Origin of the sequence: Klebsiella sp. JN_Kp127 (genome assembly GCF_040062505.1) — a bacterium.
Taxonomy (GTDB): Bacteria; Pseudomonadota; Gammaproteobacteria; order Enterobacterales; family Enterobacteriaceae; genus Klebsiella; species Klebsiella quasipneumoniae.
Genome location: NZ_JBEAHS010000010.1, coordinates 1 through 24243 on the forward strand (window position 1 = coordinate 1; position 24243 = coordinate 24243).

Sequence of the window (24243 nt, forward strand, 5' to 3'; positions counted from 1 at the left end):
GCTGCGCCTTACCCGGCCTACCTGTCCGGGTCTGACTGCCAGTAGGCCCGCGCAAACTACGCTGAAGCCGCAGATAACATAAAGGACTTCCCGCGGCGAAACCGTTGCAAACCGCTTGCAGTCTCAATGGCTCAAGAAACGGCCAACAGAGCGCCAGCGGTCAATTTTCCGCCATTACGCCGGGAAATCCCCCTGCTGGCGCGCCACCAGGGTCAGAATGGAATACAGCGCCACCGCCTGCTGGTGCTGGTTGAAAATCTCCACCGCCCATTCCACCACGCCGGTAGCTTTCTCCTCGGCGCTACGCTGACGTTTAACGGTTTTCCGCTTACAGGTCAGACGCACCTGGATGGTGTCTCCCGGCTTGACCGGTTCAATAAAGCGCAGGTTTTCCATGCCGTAGTTGGCGATAACCGGCCCGACGCCGGCATCGACGAACAGACCGGCCGCCGCGGAGATCAGGAAATAACCGTGGACCACGCGCTCGCCGAAAATCGAGTCGGCGGCGGCGATTTTGTCCATGTGGGCGTAGAAATGGTCGCCGCTCAGACTGGCGAAGTTAACGATATCCGCTTCGGTCAGGGTCCGCCGCGGGGTCAGCAAACTGTCGCCGGGCTGGATCTCTTCGAAATATTTGCGGAACGGATGAATGCGGTCTTCGCTCACCTGGGCGCCGCGCACCCACTGCTGGCCAATGGTCGCCAGCATCGTCGGGCTACCCTGGACGGCGGTGCGCTGCATATAGTGTTTCACCGAACGCAGTCCGCCGAGCTCTTCGCCGCCGCCGGCGCGGCCGGGGCCGCCGTGCACCAGCTGCGGCAGCGGCGAACCGTGGCCGGTTGACTCGACCGAGGACGCCTCGTTCAGTATCTGAATACGGCCATGGGCGCGGGCGGCGCCGAGGATAAACTCGCGCGCCAGTTCGCCGCTGGCGGTGACCAGCGTGCCCGCCAGGCTGCCGCCGCCGGCACGAGCCAGCGCCAGGGCATGCTGGCGATCCTGGTAGGGCATCAGGGTCGCCACCGGACCAAAGGCTTCAATGGCGTGAACCGCCGGGGTTTCATCCGGCTGCGCGCAGTAGAGCAGCGTCGGCGGGAAAAAGGCCCCGGCCGCGCTGAGGTCCGCCTGTCCGCCAAGCAGCGCTTCGCAGCCGGCGGCAATCAGTTTATTGACGCTTTCCTGAACGTCCTGACGCTGCTCGTGATTAACCAGCGCCCCCATCTTAATCCCTCCCTGCGCCGGGTCGCCGACGGTCACTTTATGCAGGCGGGCGATCAGCGCATCGCTAACCGCATTGATCTGCGCCAACGGGACGATGATGCGGCGGATAGCGGTACATTTTTGCCCGGCTTTCGCCGTCATCTCGCGGACCACTTCCCGGATAAACAGCGCGAACTCCGGCTGCTCCGGCTTGACGTCTTCGCCTAACACACAGCAGTTGAGCGAATCCGCTTCCATGGTAAAGGGAATCGATTTGGCCACCAGGTTGGGGTGCGACCGCAGCTGCTGGCCGGTGGCGGCTGAGCCGGTAAAGGTCACCACGTCCTGGCTGTCGAGATGGTCGAGCAGATCGCCCGCGCCGCCGCAAATCAGGCTGATGGCGCCTTCCGGCACCAGGCCGCTGTCGACAATCGCCTTCACCATGGCCTGGGTGAGCTGGGCGGTGGCGGTGGCCGGTTTAACGATCGCCGGCATGCCGGCCAGCCAGGTGGGGGCCAGTTTTTCCAGCATTCCCCAGCAGGGGAAGTTGAAGGCGTTGATATGCACAGCGACGCCTGATTTTGAGGTCAGCACGTGACGCGCGGCAAAACCGCCCTGTTTAGAGAGCGGGATCAGCTCGTCTTCCGGCCACAGGATATCGTCCGGCAGTTCGCGACTACCGAGCCCGGCATAGGTGAAAAGGGTGCCGATGCCGCCTTCGATATCCACCCAGCTGTCGGCGCGGGTGGCGCCGGTTTGCGCGGAAATCGCGTAGAACTGGTCTTTCTGCTCCAGCAGATGTTTCGCTACCGCTTTTAACATCGCGCTGCGTTCAATAAAGGTCATGGCTTGCAGAGCCTGACCGCCGCGCTCAATTGCGAAGCGGCGCGCCTGCGCCATATCCAGGCCTTCGCTGGTCACCTCCCACAGCGCCGCGCCGGTGATGGCGTGATGGATAGTACGGGCGCGGCCCCGGCCGGTCTGCCAGGCGCCGGATAAGTAGCTGGCTAACTGCTGCATCGCGAATCTCCAAATATGTTACGTGGAATGTCTATAAATAGTTCTTTTATGAATCATAAAATGCAAGCACGTATTTAATAAATTATTAACATTGTGATCGCGATGACGTTATGTTTTCGGCCTAATTAACTGTATTTGTTGTGGTTTACAAAAGGTTTTGCGGAGGCTATCACAAAAAGAGCAAACAAAATTTGTGGTTTTCTTTAACCAATATGTAACCTTCAACAAACAAAGTGATTCACATAAACGATTGTTGTGTGAATATCGGAATCATAAAGGTGATGACGTGACAGAAGAACAACGCTTTGACCAGCGCATCGCGCAGGAAACGGCCATCGAACCGCAGGACTGGATGCCGGATGCCTATCGTAAAACCCTGATCCGTCAGATTGGTCAGCATGCGCACTCGGAAATCGTCGGCATGCTGCCGGAAGGCAACTGGATCACCCGGGCGCCCACTCTGCGCCGCAAAGCGATCCTGCTGGCTAAAGTGCAGGATGAGGCCGGCCACGGGCTGTATCTCTATAGCGCCGCGGAAACTCTTGGCTGCGCGCGGGAAGATCTGTATCAGAAGATGCTCGACGGGCAGATGAAATACTCCTCCATTTTTAACTACCCGACGCTGAGCTGGGCCGATATCGGCGTGATCGGCTGGCTGGTCGATGGCGCGGCCATCGTCAACCAGGTGGCGCTGTGCCGGACGTCCTACGGCCCCTATGCCCGGGCGATGGTCAAAATCTGCAAAGAAGAGAGCTTTCACCAGCGCCAGGGATTCGAAGCCTGCATGGCGCTGGCGCAGGGTAATGACGCTCAGCGGCAGATGCTGCAGGACGCCATTAACCGCTTCTGGTGGCCGGCGCTGATGATGTTTGGCCCCAACGACGACAACTCGCCGAACAGCGCCCGCAGCATGGCGTGGAAAATCAAACTGCACTCCAACGACGAGCTGCGTCAACGCTTCGTCGACAACACCGTGCCGCAGGTGGAGATCCTCGGCATGACCGTCCCGGACCCGGAGTTGCACTTTGATGAAGCCAGCGGCCACTACCGCTTCGGCGAGATCGACTGGCAGGAGTTTAACGAGGTGATTAGCGGCCGTGGCGTGTGCAACCACGAGCGGCTGGCCGCCAAGCGTAAGGCCTGGGAAGAGGGCGAGTGGGTTCGCGAAGCCGCGCTGGCCCATGCGCAAAAACAGCAGGCCCGCAGCGCGGCATAAGGAGAGACAACATGAGCAAAGTTTACTGGCCGTTATATGAAGTGTTCGTTCGCAGCAAACAGGGGCTTTCCCATCGTCACGTCGGCAGCCTGCATGCCGCCGACGATCAAATGGCGCTGGAGAACGCCCGCGACGCCTACACCCGCCGCAGCGAAGGCTGCTCCATTTGGGTGGTGAAGGCCAGCGAAATCGTCGCCTCGCAGCCGGAAGCGCGCGGCGAATTCTTCGACCCGGCGGAAAGCAAAGTCTACCGTCATCCGACCTTCTATACCGTGCCGGACGGCATGGAACACATGTGAGGCGGCGATGAATAACCCCAATCCTGTAGCCACCTACGCTTTGCGTCTTGGCGACAACGGCCTGGTGCTGGCCCAGCGCTTAGGCGCCTGGTGCGGCCATGCCCCGGAGCTGGAGATCGATCTCGCATTGGCCAATATCGGCCTCGATCTGCTTGGCCAGGCGCGCAACTTTTTGAGCTATGCCGCCGAGCTTAACGGCTGCGGCGATGAAGATACCCTGGCCTTTGGCCGCGATGAGCGACAGTTCAGCAACCTGCTGCTGGTGGAGCAGCCGAACGGCAATTTTGCCGACACCATCGCCCGCCAGTTCTTTATCGACGTCTGGCACGTCGCCCTGTACAGCCGGCTGGTGAACAGCCGCGACGCGCAGCTGGCGGCCATTGCCGCCAAAGGGCTGAAAGAGGTGCGCTACCACCAGCGCTTCAGCCGCGGCTGGCTGGAGCGTCTTGGTCACGGCACCGAGGTTTCAAATCGCAAAATGCAGCAGGCGGTCGACAATCTGTGGCGCTTTACCGGCGAACTGTTCCTTGCCGATGACCTGGAGCTCAGCCTGGCCGGGCAGGGCATTGCGGTTGATCCGCGCGAGCTTCAGGCCGAATGGCAAAGCACCGTGCATACCGCGCTGCTTGACTCAGGCTTACCGGTCCCGCAGGAAGCGACCTTTCGCAGCGGCGGCAAACAGGGGCTGCACAGTGAACATCTCGGCCCGCTGCTGGCGGAGATGCAATATCTGCAGCGTTCCCATCCCGGCCTGCAGTGGTAAGGGAGGGGACGATGCAACGTTTAGATGACATCGCTCCCGCCGAGGTGCGCGCCATCTGGGGAGTGTTAAGCGCGATCCCGGATCCGGAAGTGCCGGTACTCACCATCACCGATCTCGGCATGGTGCGCAGCGTCGCGCGCCACGGCGACGGCTGGGTGATTGGCTTTACCCCGACTTATTCAGGGTGCCCGGCGACGGAGCATCTGCTGAGCGAGATCCGCGCGGTGATGAGCGAGCATGGTTATCTGCCGGTCCACATCGTCCTGCAGCTGGACCCGCCGTGGACCACCGACTGGATGAGCCAGGAGGCCCGCGAGCGCCTGCGCCAGTACGGCATCAGCCCGCCGCAGGGGCACGCCTGCCACGCGGAAATGCCCGCCGAGGTGAGCTGTCCGCGCTGCGGCAGCACCCGCACCTCGCTGATTAGCGAATTCGGTTCCACGGCCTGCAAAGCGCTCTATCGCTGCGACAGCTGCCGGGAACCCTTTGATTACTTTAAATGTATTTGAGGTTGCCATGACGACGTTCCATGCGCTTAAGGTCGCGAGAGTCGAGCCGGAAACCCGCGATGCGGTGACCATTACGTTTGCGATTCCGCAAGCCCTGCAGGCGGAGTACTGCTTTCGTCCGGGCCAGCATCTGACGCTGAAAGCCCGGCTGGGCGGTGAAGAGCTGCGCCGCTGTTACTCCATCTGCCGCAGCCCTACGCCGGGAGAGATCAGCGTCGCGGTCAAAGCCATCGACGGCGGGCGCTTCTCGCGCTTCGCCCAGCACGCTATCCAGCAGGGGATGGAGCTGGAGGTAATGGTGCCGCAGGGGCATTTCGGCTATCAGCCGCAGGCCGGACGGCAGGGCGACTATCTGGCGATCGCCGCCGGCTCCGGGATCACGCCGATGATGGCGATCGTTAGCGCCACCCTGGCCACCGAGCCGCACAGCCGCTTCACGCTGATCTACGGCAACCGCAGCAGCCACAGCATGATGTTCCGCCAGGCGCTGGCCGATTTAAAAGACCGCTATCCGCAGCGCCTGCAGGTGGTGCATCTGTTCAGCCAGGAGTCGATGGACAGCGATCTGCTGCAGGGGCGCATCGATGGCGACAAACTGCGCCAGCTCGCGGACCATCTGCTGGATTTCAGCCGTTTCGACGAGGCCTTTATCTGCGGCCCGGCGACGATGATGGATGAGGCGGAAACGACCCTGCGCGAGCTCGGTGTGCCGGAGCACGCCATTCATCTCGAACGCTTCAATACGCCGGGCGGCAGCGTTAAGCGCGCCGCCGGGGTGCAGGCGGAAGGGCGCACGGTAACCATCCGCCAGGACGGGCGCGATCGGCTGATCGCCCTCAGCGCCGAAGACGACAGCATTCTGGATGCCGCATTGCGCCAGGGGGCAGACCTGCCGTTTGCCTGCAAGGGCGGAGTGTGCGCCACCTGTAAATGTAAAGTGCTGCGCGGCGAAGTGGCGATGGCCGCCAACTATAGCCTCGAAGCGGATGAGCTGGCGGCGGGTTACGTGCTGAGCTGCCAGGCGCTGCCCACCAGCGGCGACGTGGTGGTCGACTTTGACGCGCGGGGGATGGCATGAGCGAGCTGATGATCCACCGCCATGGCCGGGTGCTGCAGCTGACGCTCAACCGTCCGCAGGCCCGCAACGCGCTGAACAATGCCTTATTAACCCGGATTGCCGAGGCGCTGGAGGCCGCGGCCGCTGATGACAACGTCAGCGTCTGCGTCATCAGCGGCAATCCGCGCTTCTTTGCCGCCGGAGCCGACCTGAACGAGATGGCGGAGAAAGATCTCCCGGCGACCCTGGATGATATCCGCCCGCGGCTGTGGGCGCGTATCGATGCCTTCCCCAAACCGCTGATCGCCTCGGTCAACGGTTACGCCCTCGGCGCGGGCTGCGAGCTGGCCCTGCTGTGCGACCTGATTGTCGCCGGGGACAACGCCCGCTTTGGCCTGCCGGAAATTACCCTCGGCATCATGCCGGGCGCTGGCGGCACCCAGCGGCTGATCCGCAGCGTTGGCAAGGCGCTGGCCAGCCGGATGGTGCTGAGCGGCGAGAGTATTGACGCCCGTCAGGCGCAGCAGGCCGGACTGGTAAGCGATATCCATCCGGCGGCGTTAACCAATGAATATGCCCTGCAACTGGCGACCACCATCGCCCGCCACGCGCCGCTGGCGCTCCGGGCGGCGAAACAGTCGCTGCGCCTGTCGCAGGAGGTGAGCCTGCAGGCCGGTCTCCAGCAGGAGCGCCAGCTGTTCACCCTGCTGAGCGCCACCGAAGACCGCCGCGAAGGCATCGACGCCTTCTTACAAAAACGTACCCCGGACTTTAAAGGACGCTAATCGTGGAAGCTTTCATTCTCAGCGCAGTGGAACAGGGCGTCATGACCATTACCCTCAATCGCCCGGACCGCCTCAACAGTTTTAACGACCTGATGCATCAACAGCTGGCGGAATGCCTGAAGCAGGCCGAGCGCGACGACGGCGTGCGTTGCCTGCTGATCACCGGCGCCGGCCGCGGCTTTTGCGCCGGCCAGGATTTGAACGACCGCAACGTCGACCCCAGCGGCCCGCCGCCGGATCTCGGCCTGTCGGTGGAACGCTTTTACAACCCGTTAGTGCGTCGTCTGGCGGCGCTGCCGAAACCGGTGATTTGCGCGGTCAACGGCGTAGCCGCTGGCGCAGGGGCCACCCTGGCGCTGGGCTGCGATATCGTGCTGGCCGCGCGTTCGGCCAAGTTTGTGATGGCCTTCAGCAAGCTCGGGCTGGTGCCGGACTGCGGCGGCAGCTGGTTCCTGCCGCGGGTGGCCGGCCGCGCGCGCGCCATGGGGCTGGCGCTGCTGGGCGATAGCCTCAGCGCGGAACAGGCCGCGCAGTGGGGGATGATCTGGCAGCTGGTGGATGATGCCGAACTGGCGGACACCAGTCTGCAGCTGGCGCGCCATCTGGCGGCTCAGCCGACGTTGGGTCTTGGGCTGATTAAAAAGGCGCTGCTGGCGGCGGAAACCAACGGTCTCGACGCGCAGCTGGACCTGGAGCGCGATTATCAGCGCCTCGCCGGGCGCAGCGATGATTACCGCGAAGGGGTCAGCGCATTTCTGGCCAAACGGCCACCACAGTTCAGCGGGAAATAGATGATGACGACATCCATAGCCAACGTGGCGGTGATCGGCAGCGGCACCATGGGGGCCGGCATCGCCGAAGTGGCGGCTGCCGCCGGGCATCCGGTGCTGATTTACGACATCGATCATCAGGCCATCGCCCGGGCGATCGAGGGTATTGCCAGGCGGCTCGCCTCACGGGTCGAGCGAGGCAAACTGGCGTCAGAGCAGGCCGACGCGCTGCTGGCACGCCTGCATCCGGCCCACGATTTAGCCGCGCTGGCCGACGCAGATTTAGTGATCGAAGCGGCCTCTGAACGCCTGGAGGTAAAAACGGCGCTGTTCGCGCAGCTGGCGGCGATCTGCGCGCCGTCAACGTTGCTCACCAGCAACACCTCGTCGATTTCGATTACCGCCATCGCCGCCGGGGTAAAGCATCCCGAACGCGTCGCCGGGCTGCACTTCTTTAATCCGGCGCCGGTCATGAAGCTGGTGGAGGTCGTCAGCGGCCTGGCGACGTCTGCGGAAGTGGTGGAGCAGCTGTGCCAGTGCGTGAGCGGCTGGGGGAAATGGCCGGTGCGCTGCCGCTCGACGCCCGGCTTTATCGTTAATCGCGTGGCGCGTCCATTCTACGCCGAAGCCTGGCGGGCGCTGGAGGAGCAGGTGGCCGCCCCGGAGGTCATCGATGCCGCTTTGCGTGACGGCGGCGGTTTCCCGATGGGGCCCCTGGCGCTGACGGACCTGATTGGCCAGGACGTCAACTTCGCCGTGACCTGCTCGGTATTTAACGCTTTCTGGCAGGACCGCCGCTACCTGCCATCGCTACTCCAGCAAGAGCTAGCGCTGGCCGGGCGGCTGGGCAAAAAGAGCGGCCATGGCGTCTATCGCTGGCCTGCGGAAGTCAGGACGGCGGCGGCGCTGCCGCCGGTTGCCCATGGCGCTCAATCCGTCATCACTATAAGTGACAGTGTCACTGAGCTGGACGAGCTGCTGTTGCTGGAGACCGAAGGCGAGACTGCCCTGGCGCTGAGCGTTAAGCATCGCCGTCCGGTGGTGGTGTATGACCTGTGCGCCAGCGATACGGTAGTGCTGGCCGCAGCGGCGACCAACGCGCCGGCGGCGACGGACAAAGCGGTGCACTACTTCCAGCAGCAGGGCAAGAACGTGCTGCGTATCGCCGATTATCCCGGCCTGCTGGTGTGGCGCACGGTGGCGATGCTGATTAACGAAGCGCTGGATGCACTACAGAAAGGGGTGGCCAGCGCACAGGATATCGATACCGCCATGCGTCTGGGCGTCAATTACCCGCAGGGCCCGCTGGCGTGGGGGGACAGCCTCGGCTGGCGCCGCGTGCTGCGCCTGCTGGAGAACCTACACCACCATTATGGCGAGGAGCGCTATCGCCCCGGCTCCCTGTTGCGCCAGAAGGCGCTGATGGAGAAGCACCATGAGCAATGACGCCTGGCGCAACGCGCGCGCGATGTACGAAAAAGATACCTGCGCCAGAACGATGGGGATCGAACTCATCGAGATGGACGACGGTTTTGCGCAGATGACCATGACCGTCTCGCCGGACATGCTTAACGGCCATCAAACCTGCCACGGCGGTCAGCTATTTACCCTTGCCGATACCGCTTTCGCCTACGCCTGTAACAGCCAGGGGCTGGCGGCGGTGGCTTCGGCGGCCAGCATTGATTTTCTCCGCCCGGCGTTTGCCGGCGACCGGCTGGTCGCCACCGCCAGAGTCAAACAGCAGGGCAAGCTGACCGGGGTCTACGACATTGAAATTGTTAATCAACAGCAAAAAATTGTGGCCCTCTTTCGCGGCAAATCGCACCGCATCGGCGGCACAATCACAGGAGAAGTGTAATGCGCGAGGCCTTTATTTGTGACGGGATCCGCACGCCGATTGGCCGCTACGGCGGCGCGCTGGCCAGCGTGCGCGCCGACGACCTGGCGGCGATCCCGCTGCGTGCGCTGCTGAGCCGCAACCCCCGGCTTGACCCGACAGCGATCGATGATGTGATTTACGGCTGCGCGAATCAGGCGGGCGAAGATAACCGTAATGTGGCGCATATGGCGACGCTGCTGGCCGGCTACCCGCACACCGTGCCGGGTACCACCCTCAACCGCCTGTGCGGCTCCGGGCTGGACGCCGTCGGTTTTGCCGCCCGGGCGATCAAAGCCGGCGATGCCGATCTGCTGATCGCCGGCGGCGTGGAGTCGATGTCGCGCGCGCCGTTTGTGATGGGGAAGGCCAGCGCGCCGTATCAGCGTCAGGCGGAGCTGTTCGACACCACCATTGGCTGGCGTTTTGTGAACCCGCTCATGGCGCAACACTTCGGAACTGACAGCATGCCGGAAACCGCCGAGAATGTAGCCGAATTGTTAAATATCAGCCGCGCCGATCAGGATGCTTTCGCCTGGCGCAGCCAGCAGCGCACGGCGCAGGCCCAGCGCGACGGCATTCTGGCGCAGGAGATCGTGCCGGTGCAGGTTGTCGGCCGGAAAGGGGCGCTTAGCGACGTGCGCGAGGACGAGCATCCGCGACCGGAAACCACGCTTGAGCAGCTGGCGCAACTGAAAGCGCCGTTCCGTCAAGGCGGCGTCATTACCGCGGGCAATGCTTCCGGCGTCAACGACGGCGCCGCGGCGCTGATCATCGCCAGCGAACAGCAGGCCGCTAGCCAGGGGCTCACGCCGCGGGCGCGGATCGTGGCGATGGCGACGGCGGGCGTCGAGCCGCGCCTGATGGGGCTGGGGCCGGTACCGGCGGTGCGTAAAGTGCTGGAGCGGGCGGGGCTCAATATTAACGATATGGATCTGATTGAGCTGAATGAGGCCTTCGCCGCCCAGGCGCTGGGGGTGCTCAGACAGCTCGGCGTGCCGGACGATGCGGCGCATGTGAATCCCAACGGCGGCGCCATCGCTTTAGGCCATCCGCTGGGCATGAGCGGCGCGCGTCTGGCGCTGAGCGCCAGCCTTGAGCTGCAGCGCCGCGGCGGGCGCTATGCGTTGTGTACGATGTGTATTGGCGTGGGTCAGGGCATCGCCATGATCCTCGAGCGAGTGTGAGCTAATTTACCTGCGAGTACCCTACAATGATAACTACTACAAAATTAGATCCGATTGAAACCGCCTCGCGTGATGAGCTGCAGGCCCTGCAAACCCAGCGTCTGAAGTGGACGCTGAATCATGCGTATAACAATGTGCCAATGTATCGTCGTAAATTCGACGCCGCAGGCGTGCACCCTGACGACTTCCGCGAACTGAGCGACCTGACCAAATTCCCGTGCACCACCAAACAGGATCTGCGCGACAACTATCCCTTCGATACCTTCGCGGTGCCGATGGAGCAGGTGGTGCGCATTCATGCCTCATCCGGCACCACCGGCAAACCGACGGTGGTGGGTTATACGCAAAACGATATTGATAACTGGGCCAATATCGTCGCCCGTTCGCTGCGCGCCGCCGGCGGCACGGCGAAAGATAAAATTCACGTCGCCTACGGCTACGGCCTGTTTACCGGCGGCCTTGGCGCGCACTACGGCGCGGAACGCTTAGGCGCGACGGTGATCCCGATGTCCGGCGGACAGACCGAAAAACAGGCGCAGCTGATCCGCGATTTCCAGCCGGATATGATCATGGTGACGCCGTCATACTGTCTGAATCTGATTGAAGAGCTGGAGCGCCAGATGGCCGGCGATGCCCGCGGCTGTTCATTACGCGTCGGCGTCTTTGGCGCCGAGCCGTGGACCCTGGCGATGCGCGCGGAGATCGAGCGCCGGCTGGGGATCACCGCCCTGGATATTTACGGTCTGTCAGAGGTGATGGGCCCGGGGGTGGCGATGGAGTGTCTGGAAACCGTTGACGGCCCGACCATCTGGGAAGACCACTTCTTCCCGGAAATCGTTAACCCGGACGACGGCACGCCGCTGGCCGATGGCGAACACGGCGAACTGCTGTTCACCACGCTGACTAAAGAGGCGCTGCCGGTGATCCGCTACCGTACCCGCGATCTGACGCGCCTGCTGCCGGGCACTGCGCGCACCATGCGCCGTATGGACCGCATCAGCGGACGCAGCGACGATATGCTGATCATCCGCGGGGTTAACGTCTTCCCGTCGCAGCTGGAAGAAGAGATCCTTAAGTTTGAACACCTGGCGCCGCACTACCAGCTGGAGGTGAATCGCCGCGGCCATCTCGATTCGCTGGCAGTGCGCGTGGAGCTGAAAGAGAGCGGGCTGGCGCTGAGTCACGAGCAGCGCTGCCAGATTTGTCACCAGCTGCGCCACCGCATTAAGTCGATGGTCGGGATCTCCACCGATATCACCATCGTCAACTGCGGCAGCATTCCGCGCTCTGAAGGCAAAGCCTGTCGCGTATTCGACCTGCGTAAAGCGGTGGTCAGCGGTTAATTCTCACCCCGATAACCCGGCTGAGGCCTTTACGCCGTAGGCCGGGAATTTCCTGTGCTATGATTCATAAAGGAAAAATATAACAACAGAATGAATCAGATGAGTAAACTCGACGCCTTTATTCAACAAGCGGTGACGGCGACGCCGATCAGCGGCACATCATTAATCGCCTCGCTGTATGGCGACGCCTTATTACAACGCGGTGGGGAAGTGTGGCTGGGCAGCGTCGCGGCGCTGCTGGAAGGATTAGGCTTCGGCGAGCGTTTCGTCCGCACCGCGCTGTTTCGCCTCAATAAAGAGGAGTGGCTCAATGTCGTCCGTATCGGCCGCCGCAGCTTCTATCGTCTGAGCGATAAAGGGCTGCGCCTGACCCGACGCGCGGAACATAAAATTTATCGCGCGAACGCTCCGGAATGGGACGGCACCTGGCTGCTGCTGCTTTCGGAAGGCCTGGAGAAAAATGTGCTGGCCGACGTCAAAAAGCAGCTGCTGTGGCAGGGGTTTGGCGCGCTGGCGCCGAGCCTGTTAGCCTCGCCGTCGCAAAAGCTGGCGGATGTCCAGTCGCTGCTCCATGAAGCGGGGGTCGCCGAAAACGTCATCTGTTTTGAAGCCCACTCGCCGCTGGCGCTCTCCCGGGCGGCGCTGCGCAGCCGGGTGGAGGAATGCTGGCATCTCACCGAACAAAACGAGATGTATGAGGCTTTTATCTCGTTATTCCGGCCGTTACTGCCGCTGCTGCGCGACTGCGACCCCGCGGAGTTAACGCCGGAACGCAGCTTTCAGATCCAGCTCCTGCTGATTCATTTCTATCGCCGGGTGGTGCTCAAAGATCCGCTGCTGCCGGAAGAGCTGCTGCCGGCGCACTGGGCGGGGCAAACCGCCCGCCAGCTGTGTATCAATATTTACCAACGGGTGAGTCCCGGCGCGCTGGCGTTCGTCAGCGAGAAAGGTGAAAGCTCGGTCGGCGAGCTTCCCGCGCCGGGCCCGCTCTATTATCAGCGCTTTGGCGGTTTGCCGGGCGCATAAGGAGGTTGCATGCCGATTTATCAGATTGATGGACTGACCCCGGTGGTGCCGGAGGAGAGTTACGTCCACCCGACCGCGGTGTTGATTGGCGACGTGATCCTCGGCAAAGGGGTCTATGTTGGGCCTAACGCCAGCCTGCGCGGCGATTTTGGCCGCATCGTGGTCAAAGACGGGGCCAATATTCAGGACAACTGCGTGATGCACGGCTTCCCCGGCCAGGATACGGTGGTGGAAGAGGACGGACATATCGGCCACGGCGCTATTCTGCACGGCTGCGTGATTGGCCGCAACGCGCTGGTGGGGATGAGCGCGGTGATTATCGACGGGGCGACCATCGGCGAAAACAGCATTGTCGGCGCCTCGGCCTTTGTCAAAGCCAACGCCGAGATGCCCGCCAACCATCTGATCATCGGCAGCCCGGCAAAAGCGATTCGCGTCCTGAGCGAACAGGAGCTGGCGTGGAAAAAGCATGGCACCCGTGAATACCAGGTGCTGGTGGAACGCTGTAAGCAGACGCTGCATCAGGTTGAGCCATTACGGGAAGTGGAAGAGGGGCGTAAGCGGCTGGAGTTTGATGAAAACCTGCGGCCAAAATCCTCAACCTGAGGGGGAAATATATGGCAGAGAAATTATCCGCTCACTGTCACTGCGGTGCGGTGGCGTTTACCGTTGAACTCAGCGACGGCTTCAATACCGCTCGGCGCTGTAACTGCTCATATTGTCGAATGCGCGGGGCGGTCGCGGTCTCTTCGCCGCGTTCAGGCATAGAGGTGGTACGCGGAAGGGATAAGCTCACCGAGTATCGCTTTAATACAGGGGAAGCCGTGCACTTTTTCTGCTCGGTATGCGGGATCTACACCTTTCATCAACGGCGTTCAAACCCACAGGAGTATGGGGTGAATGTGGCCTGCATTGATGGCGTTTCGCCTTTCGATTTTTCCTGCGTGGAGGTCAACGACGGGGTGAATCATCCAAACGATGGCGGCGGAGGCGTGGTGGGGTATTTGCGCTACGAGAAAAAGTAAAACACTCCTCCCGCAAGAAGCGAGAGGAGTGAAATATTAGGCTGCAACCACGCTGTCGATGGCCGCTTTCGCGTCAGACTGCGCTTTGGCCGCGACTTCCGGGCCGTAAGCGATACCTTCGGCGAACACGAAGTTCACGTCGGTGATGCCGATAAAGCCGAGGAAGGTGGACAGGTACGGGGTGACCAGGTCGGTCGGGGTATCTTTATGGATACCGCCGCGGCTGGTCACGACGACCGCGCGTTTACCGGTCACCAGACCTTCCGGCCCTTTCTCGGTGTAGCGGAAGGTCACGCCGGCGCGAGCCACCAGGTCAAAATAGTTTTTCAACTGCGTCGGAATGTTGAAGTTGTACATCGGCGCAGCGATAACAATCACATCATTGCCTTTCAGTTCGGCGATCAGCTCGTCGGAAAGGGCCAGCGCTTCCTGCTGACGCGGCGTCAGCGGCGCGTCGCTCGGACGCAGGGCGCCAACCAGTTCACCATCCAGAACCGGGATCGGATTAGCGGCCAGGTCACGCACGGTGATCTCGTCGCCCGGGTGTTTTTCCTGCCATTGTTCAACAAAATAGTCGGAAAGCTGACCAGATTGTGAGTACCCTGCCAGAATACTGGATTTCAGAACTAATACTTTGCTCATGGGTGTTTCCTTTTTTAATGTGATTGACGGGCCAGTGCCCTGGTGCTTGATGACACTGTATTCACAATCGCGCCACAGAGATAGCGCAATATATCGAATCCTATGTTCAGATTTTTTGAACAAGGCACGGATGACACAGATGTGGTACTCTAAGGCAATACTTCAAAAGAGATTTTCCCGGCAGAGCTCTGCCCGATAACGCTATGACAGAACAACAAAAAATCACCTTCCCCCAGCTTTATCAACAGCTCGACGGCCTGATGCTGCGCGACAAAACGCGCTTTGCCCGCCGTCTGCACGGCGTGAAGAAGGTTAAAAATCCTGAATCGCAACAGGCCATCCTCCAGGAGATGGCGCAGGAGATAAGCCAGGCAGCCGGTAAAGTCCTGCTGCGCGAAGCGGCGCGACCGGCCATCACCTATCCGGAAAACCTGCCGGTTAGCCAGAAAAAACAAGAAATTCTCGAGGCGGTACGCGATCACCAGGTGGTGATTGTCGCCGGGGAGACCGGTTCGGGTAAAACCACCCAGCTGCCAAAAATCTGCATGGAGCTGGGCCGCGGGCTAAAAGGGCTGATCGGCCATACCCAGCCGCGTCGTCTCGCCGCGCGAACCGTCGCCAACCGTATCGCCGAGGAGCTGCAAACGGAGCCGGGCGGTTGTATCGGCTATAAGGTCCGCTTTAGCGATCACGTCAGCGACAACACCATGGTCAAGCTGATGACCGACGGTATTCTGCTGGCGGAGATCCAGCAGGATCGCCTGCTGATGCAGTATGACACCATCATTATCGATGAAGCGCACGAGCGCAGCCTGAACATCGACTTCCTGCTCGGCTATCTGAAAGAGCTGCTGCCGCGCCGTCCTGACCTGAAAATCATCATCACCTCGGCGACTATCGACCCGGGACGTTTCTCAAAGCATTTCAATAATGCGCCGATTATCGAAGTCTCCGGGCGGACTTACCCGGTGGAAGTGCGCTACCGGCCGATAGTGGAAGAGGCGGACGATACCGAGCGCGATCAGCTGCAGGCGATCTTTGATGCCGTCGACGAGCTGGGGCGCGAAGGGCCTGGGGATATTCTGATCTTTATGAGCGGCGAGCGGGAGATTCGCGATACCGCCGATGCGCTGAATAAGCTGGATCTGCGCCATACCGAAGTGCTGCCGCTGTACGCCCGCTTATCCAACAGCGAGCAAAACCGCGTCTTCCAGCCGCACAGCGGACGGCGCATCGTGCTGGCGACCAACGTGGCGGAAACCTCGCTGACCGTGCCGGGCATCAAGTACGTTATCGATCCCGGTACCGCGCGTATCAGCCGCTACAGCTACCGCACCAAGGTGCAGCGCCTGCCGATTGAGCCGGTTTCCCAGGCCTCCGCCAACCAGCGTAAAGGCCGCTGCGGCCGCGTCTCGGAAGGGATCTGTATTCGTCTTTATTCAGAAGACGATTTCCTGTCGCGCCCGGAATTTACCGACCCGGAAATTCTGCGCACCAACCTGGCGTCGGTCATCCTGCAGATGACCGCCCTGGGCTTAGGCGATATCGCCGCCTTCCCGTTCGTTGAAGCGCCGGATAAGCGCAACATTCAGGACGGCGTGCGCCTGCTGGAAGAGCTGGGCGCGATCACCACCGATGAGCAGGCCTCCGCCTATAAGTTAACGCCGATGGGCCGCCAGCTCAGCCAGCTGCCGGTGGACCCGCGCCTGGCGCGGATGGTGCTGGAGGCGCAGAAGCACGGCTGCGTGCGGGAAGCGATGATCATCACCTCCGCGCTGTCGATTCAGGATCCGCGCGAGCGGCCGATGGATAAGCAGCAGGCCTCCGACGAGAAGCACCGCCGCTTTCACGATAAAGAGTCTGATTTCCTCGCCTTCGTCAATCTGTGGAACTACCTCGGCGAGCAGCAGAAGGCGCTGTCGTCGAATCAGTTCCGCCGCCAGTGCCGGGTCGATTTTCTGAACTATCTGCGCGTGCGCGAGTGGCAGGATATCTACACCCAGCTGCGTCAGGTGGTGAAAGAGCTTGGCCTGCCGATCAACAGCGAACCGGCGGAATACCGCGAGATCCATACTGCGCTGCTGACCGGTCTGCTGTCGCACATCGGCATGAAGGATGCCGATAAACAGGAGTTTACCGGCGCGCGTAACGCCCGCTTCTCCATCTTCCCGGGGTCCGGTCTGTTTAAAAAGCCGCCGAAGTGGACGATGGTGGCGGAACTGGTGGAAACCAGCCGCCTGTGGGGCCGCATTGCCGCCCGCATTGAGCCGGAGTGGGTGGAGCCGGTCGCGCAGCACCTGATCAAACGCTCATACAGTGAGCCGCACTGGGAGCGGGCGCAGGGCGCGGTGATGGCGACGGAAAAGGTCACCGTCTATGGCCTGCCGATCGTTGGCGCGCGTAAGGTCAACTACAGCCAGATCGATCCGGCGCTGTGCCGCGAGCTGTTTATCCGCCACGCGCTGGTGGAGGGTGACTGGCAAACGCGCCACGCCTTCTTCCGGGAGAACCTGAAGCTGCGCGCGGAAATCGAAGAGCTGGAGCATAAGTCGCGCCGCCGCGACATTCTGGTGGATGACGAGACCCTGTTCGAATTCTACGACCAGCGCATCAGCCACGACGTCATCTCCGCCCGGCATTTTGACGCCTGGTGGAAGCAGGCCAGCCGCGACACCCCGGATCTGCTCAACTTTGAGAAGAGCATGCTGATTAAGGAAGGGGCGGAGCAGGTCAGCAAACTGGACTATCCGAACTTCTGGCACCAGGGCAATCTGAAGCTGCGTCTGACCTATCAGTTCGAGCCGGGCGCCGACGCCGACGGCGTGACGGTGCATATTCCGCTACCGCTGCTTAATCAGGTGGAGGAGGCCGGGTTTGAATGGCAGATCCCGGGTCTGCGCCGGGAGCTGATTATCGCCCTGATAAAATCGCTGCCGAAGCCGGTGCGGCGCAATTTCGTCCCGGCGCCCAACTATGCGGAAGCGTTTCTTGGCCGGGCGACGCCGCTCGAGCTGCCGCTGCTCGACTCCCTCGAGCGCGAACTGCGGCGGATGACCGGCGTGACCATCGACCGCGAAGCCTGGCAGTGGGATCAGGTGCCCGATCACCTGAAAATCACTTTCCGGGTGGTGGATGATAAAAACAAGAAGCTGCAGGAAGGGCGCTCGCTGCAGGCGCTGAAAGAGGCGCTGAAGGGCAAAGTTCAGGAGACGCTGTCGGCGGTCGCTGATGACGGCATCGAGCAGAGCGGGCTGCATATCTGGAGCTTTGGTACCCTGGCGGAGAGTTACGAACAGAAGCGCGGCAACTATAAGGTGAAAGCCTGGCCGGCGCTGGTGGACGAGCGCGACAGCGTGGCCATCAAGCTGTTTGATAATCCACAGGAACAGCAGCAGGCCATGTGGCGCGGTCTGCGTCGCCTGCTGCTGCTTAACATTCCGTCGCCGATTAAGTATCTGCACGAGAAGCTGCCGAACAAAGCCAAGCTCGGGCTCTATTTTAACCCGTACGGCAAAGTGCTGGATCTGATTGACGACTGCATCTCCTGCGGCGTTGATAAGCTTATCGACGAGGCGGGCGGGCCGGTGTGGACGGAAGAGGGCTTTAGCCAGCTGCATGATAAAGTTCGCGCCGAGCTCAACGAGACGGTCGTGGAGATCGCCAAACAGGTCGAGCAGATCCTCACCGCGGTGTTCAATATCAACAAACGGCTGAAAGGCCGGGTGGATATGACCATGGCGCTGGGGCTGTCGGACATCAAAGCGCAGATGGCGGGGCTGGTTTACCGCGGCTTTGTCACCGGCAATGGCTTCCGTCGTCTTGGCGATACGCTGCGCTATCTGCAGGCGATTGAAAAGCGTCTGGAGAAGATGGCTATCGATCCGCACCGCGACCGCGCTCAGATGCTGAAAATCGAGAGCGTGCAGCAGGCGTGGCAGCAGTGGCTGAATAAGCTGCCGCCGAACCGCCGTGAGGACGACGATGTCCGGGAGATCCGCTGGATGATCGAAGAGCTGCGGGTGAGCTTCTTCGCCCAGCAGCTGGGGACCCCGTACCCCATCTCGGACAAACGCGTGCTACAGGCGATGGAGCAGATTACGCCGTAACCTGGCCGGTTGTCCCCGGTGGCGCTGCGCTTACCGGGGCGACGGGCCAGGCGTCCACGCTTAAGCGTTGACCCACGCCAGGGTAAAGCCGTCCCAGCCTTTCGTGCCCACGGTTTGCAGCGCCGTTGCCGTCAACCGTGGCTCGGCGCCCATCATCTCAATGAACTGACGCACGCCCTGAACGCGCTCGTCGGCGCTCTGTGGGTTGACCACTTCGCCGTCGCGTACCACGTTATCGCCAATAATTAAGGTTCCCGGGCGGGAATAACGCAGCGCCCAGCGCAGATAATGGGGGTTATTCGGCTTATCGGCATCGATGAAGATCAGGTCGAAAGCGGGACATTCGCCAAGCGCCTCCAGGGACTGTAGCGCGGGCCCCTCCCGCAGCGTGACCCGCTGGTCAACACCCGCCAGCTGCAGATTCTCCCGCGCCACGCGGGCATGATGCGCGTCGGCCTCCAGGGTGAGGAGTTGGCCGTCGGCAGGAAGCTCGCGCGCCATCCAGATGGTGCTATAGCCGCCGAGGGTGCCGATCTCCAGGATCCGCTTAGCCTGGGTAAGCCGTACCAGCAGGGCGAGAAACTGACCCTGATTGGCGGCGACATCGTGTGCCGGGAGCCCGGCACGATGGTTGTTTTCCAGTACCCGATCGAGCATAGGATTGCTGGGAATTAAGGCCTCAATCAAATAATTGTCTACTGCAGACCACTGTTGTTGCATATGACGCTTCCCCATTTAGCTCCCTGATGAGTCAGACCAGCCGCCTCCCAGCGCCCGGTATAGATCGATCTGCGCCAGCAGCAGGTTATTCTTCACCTGTACCACGCTAAGCTGGGTGGAGAACAGCGTTCGCTGGGCATCAAGCACATCCAGATACGAAGAGTAGCCGTTACGGTAGCGGTTCTGCGCAATGCGCAATGTTTCTTCCGCCACCGCCTCCTGCCCCTGCAGTTCGGTCAGCTGTTCGCCGTAGCGGCTAATGGCGTCCAGGCCGTCATTGACCTCTTTAAACGCGCCGCGCACCGTGTTCTCATAGCTGTACAGCGCCTGGTTGCGCTGGGCCATCGAGACATCCACCTGGGCATTTAACGCCTGGCGGTTAAGCAGCGGCGCCAGGATGCTACCGCCAATGCTCCAGAGTCGCAGCGGGTTGTCCAGCAGATCCGGCAGCGTCCGGTCCTGCAGGCTGCCGGTGGCGGTCAGGTTGATAGACGGCAGCAGCTGCGCCTGGGACGAGGCCAGGGTGGCATCGGCGGCGACCAGCTGACGCTGGGCCTGTACGATATCCGGGCGGCGGTTGAGCAAGGTGGACGGCAGCTGCGAGGGCAGACGCAGCGGGGTGAGCCCGGCGAATTCGCCGCGTTTTATCGCGCCGGGGTTATCCCCCAGCAGCACGCTGAGGGCGTTTTCCTGCTGCGCAATCTGGTGCTGCAGCGGCGGGAGCTGCGCCCGCGTGGAGCGCAGCTCCGAATCCGCCTGCATCAGCTCAAGGCGCGAGGTATACCCGGTTTCATACTGACGTTTGGCCAGGCGCCAGGCGTCTTCCCGCGCCTGGAGCGTCTGCTGCGTGACCCGCAGTTGCTCATCCAGCGACAGCAGCGTCACGTAGCCCACGGCCACCGAGGCGGCGACGCTCAAATTGGCCGCGTCGGCAGCGGCTTTCTGCGCCTCGAGGCTGGCCCCGGCGGCGCTGGCCGCGCTGCGGTTCGCGCCCCAGATATCGACATCATAGCTGGCGGTCAGGCCGCCTTTGTACAGCGTGCTGTGGATCGGCAGGCCGGTGGCGGCGGACTGCGCGCGGGCGCGGGTGCCGGTCAGGCTGGCATCCAGCGAGGGGAAAAGACTGCTGTCGGCGGCATACACCCGCGCCTGATACTCATTCACCCGCTCGCGGGCGATCAGCACATCGCTGTTATAGCGCAGCGCCCGGTCGACATACTGATTCAGCGCGCTGTCATGAAAATTGCGCCACCATACGCCTTCCACCGGGCTGGCAGGGCCAACGTCGGCCCGCCAGGCGGCAGGGATGGCGAGCGTCGGCTGGGCGCGCTGCACATCGGCGGACTGACAGCCGACCAGCGCCAGGACGATGGCAAGGGTGACCGGGCGGATCATGGCTGCTTCTCCGCGCGGGTATCAATGGTCACCTGCACCGACATGCCGGGGCGCAGGCGCTCGCTGTTGCGTTGCCCCTCGTTAACCGTGATGCGCACCGGGATGCGCTGGGCGATCTTGACGAAGTTGCCGGTGGCGTTGTCCGGCGAAATGGCGCTGAACTCCACCCCGGTCGCCGGGGAGATACTCTGCACCTTGCCGTGGAAGGTCTCGCCGTTGAGCGCGTCAACGGTGAAGGTAACCGGCTGGCCGATACGCACATCGGCCAGCTGGGTCTCTTTCAGGTTGGCGATCACCCAGTGCTGCGGCGGCACCAGCGAAGTCAGATGGGTTCCGGCGCTGACGTAAGCGCCAAGACGCACCGAAATCTGCCCCAGCTGGCCGCCGGTGGGGGCGATGATCTGCGTATTCTGCAGGTCAATCTGCGCCAGCTCGAGGGCGGCTTTGGCGCTGGCCACGTCGGCCTCCAGTGAATCGCGATTGACGATGGTCGATTCGCGGTCCTGGCGCGACATCTCCAGCGCCGCTTTCGCCTGTTCAATATCCGCTGCTCCCTGGGCGGCGCTGGCGCGGGCGGAATCCCGCTCGCGGATCGACAGCGATCCATCGGCGGTCAGCTCCTGCACCCGTTTTAAATCAGCCTGGATTTTCAGATTCTGCGCGCGGGCGTTCTGCAGCGCGGCTTCATTTTTGGCGATCGTCGCCTCGGCGCTTTTGCGCTGCTGCAGGTTGTTGCGCAGCGCCGCCTCCTTCATCGCCAGGGTGGCCTGGGCCTGGTGCACCCGCTGCTTATAGATGCGATCGTCTATCTGGAACAGCACCTCGCCCGGCTGAACGATGGCGAAATCCTTGACGTTGACGGCAGTGATGTAGCCGTTGACCTGCGGACTGATAAAGGTGGTCTGCCCGCGCACGTAGGCGTTGTCGGTAAACTGGCTATGGCGGGTGAACGGCGGCAGTTGCCAGGCATAGAGGATCACCAGTACGCCGACGAGGCCTATCGCCGCGGCGGTAAAAATGGAAACCACGCGAATGTTGTTCCGGGTGTTGGCCTGTTGTTTGGCCGCATCCTGCTGACTCATAACGACTCCAGAGATGAAATGATGATAATTATTTGCTGCCGGTGGCGCGTTTTAAGGCGATACGGGCGGTCAGTCGTAAGCGAATTAAGCGCCAGAAAACCCACACTAACGTCCCGGCGGAGATCGCCGCCGTCAGCAGATAGGTGTCATTCCAGGCGAGAATATTGGCCTGCAGCGTCGCGGCGTTTTGCAGCAGGGTGGTGGCCTGGACGTTAAGCAGCGTGCTGTCGCCGATCTGGCTCTGGTACATCTGGCTGTACTGCTGCAGCCGCTCGACGATCAGCGGGTTGAGCGTGGTGATCTGGTCCGCCAGCTGGCTGGAGTGAAATTTCTCCCGCCAGGTCTGGAAGGTGCCGAGTATCGCCGACCCCAGCAGACCGCCGATGTTCTGGCTCATGCCGAACAGCACCGAGAAGCTCACCAGGTTGCGCGGATCGGCGAACACCCCGCCAATGCCGGCGAGCATCGCCGGCGCCAGAAAGAAGGCGCTGCCGAAGCCAAGCAAAAACTGGCTGAACATCAGCTGTTCCGGACGGGTGAGGGCGTTGGACTGGCTGTCGAGCAGCGAGGCCACCATGATCAGCGCCAGGGCGGTGGCGGTCGGCCAGTAGAGCTTCTGCGGGTTAAGCGTCAGGCAGCTGGCGATGATCCCGCACAGAATGCCGGCGAAAATTGACCACGCAAGGTTGGTCATCTGTTCGTTTTGCAGGCCAACGTACTGCAGCCAGCCGATCACCCCGGTATTCTGCTCCGCCAGCACGATGCGGATCAGCAGCATAATCAGACCGAGGCGCAGGATACTGCCGCTGGAGAGCCATTTGGTATTGAGCAGAGGATTGCTGCGGTTATGCTCAAAGGCGATGGCGGCGACGATCAGCACCACCGCCGCGGCCAGCGACCAGCCGATCCACGGCGCTTCGAACCACCACTCGAGCCGCCCCAGCGAGAGCACCGCGCAGACCAGCGCCATGCCGGGGGCCAGCAGGAAGAAGGTAATAAAATCCTTCTTCTCGAACACCTTTTTACGATCGCTCGGCGGCAGCTTCAGGGCGATGACGCAGGCCAGCGACACCAGTGCCAGCCCCAGCTCAAAGAAGTAGAGCCCGCGCCATTCATCGATCTGCAGCAGCTCGGTGGAAAAGAGGCGCGCCAGCGGAATGGCCAGCGACGAGCCGGTGATACCGATAGTCAGCCCTTTCAGGCGGTGGCGTGCGGGCCAGGCCTGCACCTGATAGTAGATCCCCAGCGAGCTGAGCGCCGCGGCCACCATGCCGTGGGCGGCGCGGACCATCATCGCCGAGCTGAGATCGTTGACGAACAGGTGGAAGAAGGTGACCAGCACATAGAGCACCAGAAAGCCTTCGGTAAAGGCGCGCAGCCCGAACTGCTGACGAAATTTCACCAGCAGCAGGTTAATGGAGACGTTGGTCATGACATACACCGCCGGTAGCCAGGCGATCTCCGTCGACCAGGCGGCGAAGGTGCCCTGCAGCAGCTGCAGATTGGCGGTGACCACCGCGTTGCCCAGCGCGCCGGTTAGGCACACCAGCAGCCCGACCACCCCGTAGGCCAGGCGCTTCGCCGGGCTGTGCAGCGGCGTCGATGGCGAGCCGAGCAGGGCCGGTTTTTCATGCGGCGCCCAGTCATGAGGGACGTAGGGGTTACTCTGGCGACGAGGCATTATTTCTTCTCCACTTCGCGCAACAGCTTTTCCAGCACCCGCTGAGTTTGTTCCCGCTCCTGCGGCGTGATCGCCGTCAGGATCTCTTCACGCAGATCGTCCGCCACCGTTTTGACCTGCTCGAAGAGGGCCTGCCCCTGGTCGGTGACCACCAGCAGCCGCTTGCGTTTATCGCGGTCGGTGGTGACGCGCTCCACCAGACCGAGGGCCACCAGGCGGTTGATCAGCGGCACAATGGTTGGGCTCTCCACTCCCAGTTCCTGCGCCAGTTCGCTTTGCGACAGCGGCTGGTGGTGGCGGGCGATGGCGGCGACCGCCACCCAGCTGGCCTGGCTGAGGCCGAGGTTTTTCAGCCGACGATTAACCGCCAGCCGCCAGTGATGGGCGGTCAGATATAAAAGATGGGAGAAGCTAAGCTGTCGATGGTCCATAGGTCGTCTGTCAAAATCGTTAGAGCTCTAACGATTTTATGTCTGATAACCGGCGGAATTCAAGGGAAAGGATAAAAAATGGTTAACGGTGTGTGCGTTTATTGTGGCGA

General features: G+C 61.9%; 22 protein-coding genes. 15 read left to right on the top strand and 7 right to left on the bottom strand.

Features of this window, described 5'->3' with window-relative positions; genetic code table 11:
* Positions 1–174: 174 nt before the first annotated feature.
* Positions 175–2220, bottom strand: coding sequence for a phenylacetic acid degradation bifunctional protein PaaZ (paaZ, locus tag ABLV04_RS06600; protein ID WP_180266308.1), 2046 nt, complete (start codon positions 2218–2220; stop codon positions 175–177).
* 286 nt (positions 2221–2506) lie between these two features.
* On the opposite strand from paaZ, the gene paaA reads away from it, so the two are divergent.
* The 14 genes from paaA (at position 2507) to ABLV04_RS06670 (ending at position 14076) form a co-directional block, all read left to right on the top strand.
* A complete protein-coding gene (gene paaA / locus ABLV04_RS06605; RefSeq protein ID WP_032452647.1) occupies positions 2507–3436 on the top strand; it encodes a 1,2-phenylacetyl-CoA epoxidase subunit PaaA in 930 nt (309 codons plus the stop codon).
* A gap of 11 nt (positions 3437–3447) precedes the next feature.
* On the top strand, positions 3448–3735 hold the full coding sequence (paaB, locus tag ABLV04_RS06610) for a 1,2-phenylacetyl-CoA epoxidase subunit PaaB (RefSeq protein WP_023289451.1): 288 nt from the start codon (positions 3448–3450) through the stop codon (positions 3733–3735).
* A gap of 7 nt (positions 3736–3742) precedes the next feature.
* Positions 3743–4498 carry a 1,2-phenylacetyl-CoA epoxidase subunit PaaC gene (gene paaC / locus ABLV04_RS06615; RefSeq protein ID WP_110211258.1) on the top strand — a complete coding sequence of 252 codons (756 nt, stop codon included), beginning with the start codon at positions 3743–3745 and terminating at the stop codon, positions 4496–4498.
* Positions 4499–4509: 11 nt separating this feature from the next.
* Entirely contained in the window at positions 4510–5007 is a 498-nt protein-coding gene (paaD, locus tag ABLV04_RS06620) for a 1,2-phenylacetyl-CoA epoxidase subunit PaaD (protein ID WP_023289453.1), read from the top strand.
* Positions 5008–5014: 7 nt separating this feature from the next.
* A complete protein-coding gene (gene paaE / locus ABLV04_RS06625; protein WP_044522626.1) occupies positions 5015–6085 on the top strand; it encodes a 1,2-phenylacetyl-CoA epoxidase subunit PaaE in 1071 nt (356 codons plus the stop codon).
* The gene (gene paaF / locus ABLV04_RS06630) at positions 6082–6849 is read left to right on the top strand and encodes a 2,3-dehydroadipyl-CoA hydratase PaaF (protein WP_049013331.1); all 768 of its coding nucleotides are present in this window, start codon (positions 6082–6084) and stop codon (positions 6847–6849) included. The genes paaE and paaF overlap by 4 nt, the downstream gene beginning before the upstream one ends.
* 2 nt (positions 6850–6851) lie before the next feature.
* Complete coding sequence (paaG, locus tag ABLV04_RS06635) at positions 6852–7640, top strand: 2-(1,2-epoxy-1,2-dihydrophenyl)acetyl-CoA isomerase PaaG (protein WP_050534152.1); 789 nt, start codon at positions 6852–6854, stop codon at positions 7638–7640.
* Positions 7641–9065, top strand: a complete 1425-nt coding sequence (locus tag ABLV04_RS06640) for a 3-hydroxyacyl-CoA dehydrogenase (RefSeq protein ID WP_180266307.1) — start codon at positions 7641–7643, stop codon at positions 9063–9065. It begins immediately after the preceding gene.
* Complete coding sequence (paaI, locus tag ABLV04_RS06645; protein WP_023289458.1) at positions 9055–9477, top strand: hydroxyphenylacetyl-CoA thioesterase PaaI; 423 nt, start codon at positions 9055–9057, stop codon at positions 9475–9477. Before ABLV04_RS06640 ends, paaI begins: the two co-directional genes overlap by 11 nt.
* Positions 9477–10682, top strand: a complete 1206-nt coding sequence (gene pcaF, locus ABLV04_RS06650) for a 3-oxoadipyl-CoA thiolase (RefSeq protein WP_044522629.1) — start codon at positions 9477–9479, stop codon at positions 10680–10682. Before paaI ends, pcaF begins: the two co-directional genes overlap by 1 nt.
* 26 nt (positions 10683–10708) lie before the next feature.
* Entirely contained in the window at positions 10709–12025 is a 1317-nt protein-coding gene (paaK, locus tag ABLV04_RS06655; RefSeq protein WP_023289460.1) for a phenylacetate--CoA ligase PaaK, read from the top strand.
* A gap of 99 nt (positions 12026–12124) precedes the next feature.
* A complete protein-coding gene (gene paaX / locus ABLV04_RS06660) occupies positions 12125–13051 on the top strand; it encodes a phenylacetic acid degradation operon negative regulatory protein PaaX (protein ID WP_180266306.1) in 927 nt (308 codons plus the stop codon).
* Between the two features lie 9 nt (positions 13052–13060).
* Positions 13061–13657 carry a phenylacetic acid degradation protein PaaY gene (paaY, locus tag ABLV04_RS06665; RefSeq protein WP_023289462.1) on the top strand — a complete coding sequence of 199 codons (597 nt, stop codon included), beginning with the start codon at positions 13061–13063 and terminating at the stop codon, positions 13655–13657.
* Between the two features lie 11 nt (positions 13658–13668).
* On the top strand, positions 13669–14076 hold the full coding sequence (locus ABLV04_RS06670) for a GFA family protein (protein WP_023289463.1): 408 nt from the start codon (positions 13669–13671) through the stop codon (positions 14074–14076).
* A 36-nt stretch (positions 14077–14112) separates the two neighbouring features.
* Here the strand turns inward: ABLV04_RS06670 and azoR are convergent, their stop codons facing one another.
* Positions 14113–14718: an FMN-dependent NADH-azoreductase gene (gene azoR / locus ABLV04_RS06675; protein WP_002902889.1), complete on the bottom strand. Its 606-nt coding sequence runs from the start codon at positions 14716–14718 to the stop codon at positions 14113–14115.
* A 203-nt stretch (positions 14719–14921) separates the two neighbouring features.
* Here azoR and hrpA point away from each other — a divergent pair, with 203 nt between their 5' ends.
* The gene (hrpA, locus tag ABLV04_RS06680; protein WP_180266305.1) at positions 14922–18824 is read left to right on the top strand and encodes an ATP-dependent RNA helicase HrpA; all 3903 of its coding nucleotides are present in this window, start codon (positions 14922–14924) and stop codon (positions 18822–18824) included.
* Positions 18825–18884: 60 nt separating this feature from the next.
* Here the strand turns inward: hrpA and ABLV04_RS06685 are convergent, their stop codons facing one another.
* The 5 genes from ABLV04_RS06685 to ABLV04_RS06705 are packed head-to-tail and all read right to left on the bottom strand — an operon-like array spanning position 18885 to position 24133.
* Positions 18885–19559, bottom strand: a complete 675-nt coding sequence (locus ABLV04_RS06685) for an O-methyltransferase (protein ID WP_348815514.1) — start codon at positions 19557–19559, stop codon at positions 18885–18887.
* Entirely contained in the window at positions 19560–20939 is a 1380-nt protein-coding gene (locus ABLV04_RS06690) for an efflux transporter outer membrane subunit (protein WP_348815516.1), read from the bottom strand.
* On the bottom strand, positions 20936–22021 hold the full coding sequence (locus tag ABLV04_RS06695) for an HlyD family secretion protein (protein WP_032452665.1): 1086 nt from the start codon (positions 22019–22021) through the stop codon (positions 20936–20938). Before ABLV04_RS06695 ends, ABLV04_RS06690 begins: the two co-directional genes overlap by 4 nt.
* Positions 22022–22049: 28 nt before the next feature.
* Positions 22050–23702 (bottom strand): MFS transporter, encoded by a 1653-nt coding sequence (locus ABLV04_RS06700; protein WP_032452666.1) that lies wholly within the window; start codon positions 23700–23702, stop codon positions 22050–22052.
* Positions 23702–24133 (bottom strand): MarR family transcriptional regulator, encoded by a 432-nt coding sequence (locus ABLV04_RS06705; RefSeq protein WP_048297412.1) that lies wholly within the window; start codon positions 24131–24133, stop codon positions 23702–23704. Before ABLV04_RS06705 ends, ABLV04_RS06700 begins: the two co-directional genes overlap by 1 nt.
* Positions 24134–24243 lie beyond the last annotated feature (110 nt).